Raw genomic sequence first — 1821 nt, 5'->3', positions numbered from 1 at the left:
GCCTGTCCGGCGCGGAGCGGGTCGAGCGGGCGCACCTGCGCACGCGCGGCGAGGCCGACCGCACGGTGCCCGCCGACTCGGTCATCGCCGCGCTCGGGTTCATCAGCGACCTGGGTCCGCTCGCCGGCTGGGGGCTGTCGCTGCGCGGCAGGTCCGTCCTGGTCGACCGGCGCATGCGTACGGGCCTGCCCCGGGTGTACGCGGCCGGCGACCTCGCCGAGTACGACGGCAAGGTCCGCCTCATGTCGGTGGGCTTCGGCGAGGTCGCCACCGCGGTGAACAACGCCGCCGTCGAACTGGACCCCGAGCTGTCCCTCTTCCCGGGGCACTCCACGGAAAGCGTCTGAGCACAGGAGAGATTCATGAGCTACGTCATCGGCCCCGCGTGCGTCGACGTCAACGACCGTGCGTGCGTGGACGTGTGTCCCGTCGACTGCATCTACGTCGGCGACCGCAAGAGCTACATCAACCCCGCCGAGTGCATCGACTGCGGGGCGTGCGAGCCGGAGTGCCCGGTGGACGCGATCTTCGTCGACCGCGCCGCCCGGGGCGACGAGACGCGCACGCTCTTCCTCGACGACGCCAAGGCGTTCTTCGCCGAGGTGCTGCCCGGCCGCGACGCGCCCCTCGGCACCCCGGGAGGCGCCCGCAAGGTCGGCGACCTCAACGCCGACACCGCGCTGGTGACCGGGCTGGTAACCGGTTACGGCGCCTGATCAGCGGCCGGTGAACCGCGGAGGGCGCTTGTCCAGGAACGCCTGGAGCCCCTCCGCGGCGTCCTGGGTGTGGATCAGCTCCAGGACCGCCTGCCACTCCAGCTCCAGCGCTTCGTCGAGAGGCAGGTCGTATCCGGCCTCCACGACGCGCTTGAGCAGGCCGATCGTCGTGGTCGGCCGGGCCGCCAGGTCCTCGGCGTGCCCGGCCACCACGCGGTCGAAGTCGTCGTCGTCCGCCACCACGTCCACCAGCCCCAGGTCGAGGGCCTCGGCGGCGGGCAGGCGGGCGCCGCCGATCATCAGGCGCTTGGCGCGATGCGGGCCGAGCAGGCGCGGCAGCCGCTGGCTGCCGCCCGCTCCGGGGAAGAGGCCCAGGCTCGTCTCGGGGAAGCCGATGGTCGCCGAAGCCGCCAGGATGCGCAGGTCGCAGGCGAGCGACAGCTCCGCGCCGCCGCCCAGCGCGTGGCCGTTCATCGCCGCGATCACCGGCTTGGGCGCGCGTTCGAGCAGGCGCTGGACCTCGACCCAGCGGCGCATCTTGACGTGGTTGGCCACGGACAGGTCGCGCATCACGGCGATGTCGGCCCCCGCGACGAAGAAGCGGCCGGTCCCGCGGATGACGAGGCAGCGGACCGAGGTGTCCTCGGCCAGCGGGGGGATCACCTCCAGGAACTCCTCGATCAACGCCGGGTCGACGGCGTTGGCGGGGGGCCGGTCGATGACGATCGTCGCCGTCCCCCCATCCCTCCGTACATCCAGATATTTCGTCATCTGCGCTCCTATTCCAGTGCGCCGGCGTCACGCAGCCGGGCGAGCTCTTCGTCGTCCAGATCGAGCAGGTCCTTCAGCACGCGGTCGGTGTGCTCGCCCAGCAGCGGGGCGGGCGCCGCCAGCGCTCCGGGGGTGCCGGACATGCGCACCACGATGCCCTCGTGCCGTACCGGGCCGATGAGCGGGTGCTCCAGCACCGGGTAGAAGCCGCGCGCGGCCAGGTGCTCGTCCGCCTCCACCAGGTCCCGGCCGGTCGCGACCGTGGCAGGGGCACTGGCGGCCGCCACGGTCATGGTGTTCGCCCTGCCCGCGGCCGGCGTGGCGGCGATGACGG

General features: G+C 72.9%; 4 protein-coding genes. 2 read left to right on the top strand and 2 right to left on the bottom strand.

Annotated elements, in window-relative coordinates; genetic code table 11:
* Together ACWDX9_RS62900 and fdxA are read left to right on the top strand one after the other, a co-directional pair.
* The coding region (locus tag ACWDX9_RS62900; protein WP_449973384.1) for an FAD-dependent oxidoreductase at positions 1-347 on the top strand (347 nt) is incomplete at its 5' end.
* A gap of 15 nt (positions 348-362) precedes the next feature.
* Positions 363-716, top strand: coding sequence for a ferredoxin (gene fdxA, locus ACWDX9_RS62895; protein ID WP_355200276.1), 354 nt, complete (start codon positions 363-365; stop codon positions 714-716).
* Here fdxA and ACWDX9_RS62890 read toward each other — a convergent pair whose 3' ends face one another.
* Both ACWDX9_RS62890 and ACWDX9_RS62885 read right to left on the bottom strand, forming a co-directional pair.
* On the bottom strand, positions 717-1487 hold the full coding sequence (locus ACWDX9_RS62890; protein ID WP_449973383.1) for an enoyl-CoA hydratase/isomerase family protein: 771 nt from the start codon (positions 1485-1487) through the stop codon (positions 717-719). It abuts the gene before it with no gap.
* Positions 1488-1495: 8 nt separating this feature from the next.
* Positions 1496-1821, bottom strand: a 326-nt coding sequence (locus ACWDX9_RS62885) for a CoA transferase (protein WP_449973382.1), incomplete at its 5' end; no start/stop codon positions are given.

This window comes from Nonomuraea sp. NPDC003201 (assembly GCF_053590415.1).
This window is presented reverse-complemented; position numbering and strand designations above follow the sequence as displayed.

Bases quoted from the DNA above. Each gene is read 5' to 3' on its own strand.
- fdxA (WP_355200276.1), top strand. From the start codon at position 363: ATGAGCTACGTCATCGGCCCCGCGTGCGTCGACGTCAACGACCGTGCG.
- ACWDX9_RS62890 (WP_449973383.1), bottom strand. From the start codon at position 1,487: ATGACGAAATATCTGGATGTACGGAGGGATGGGGGGACGGCGACGATC.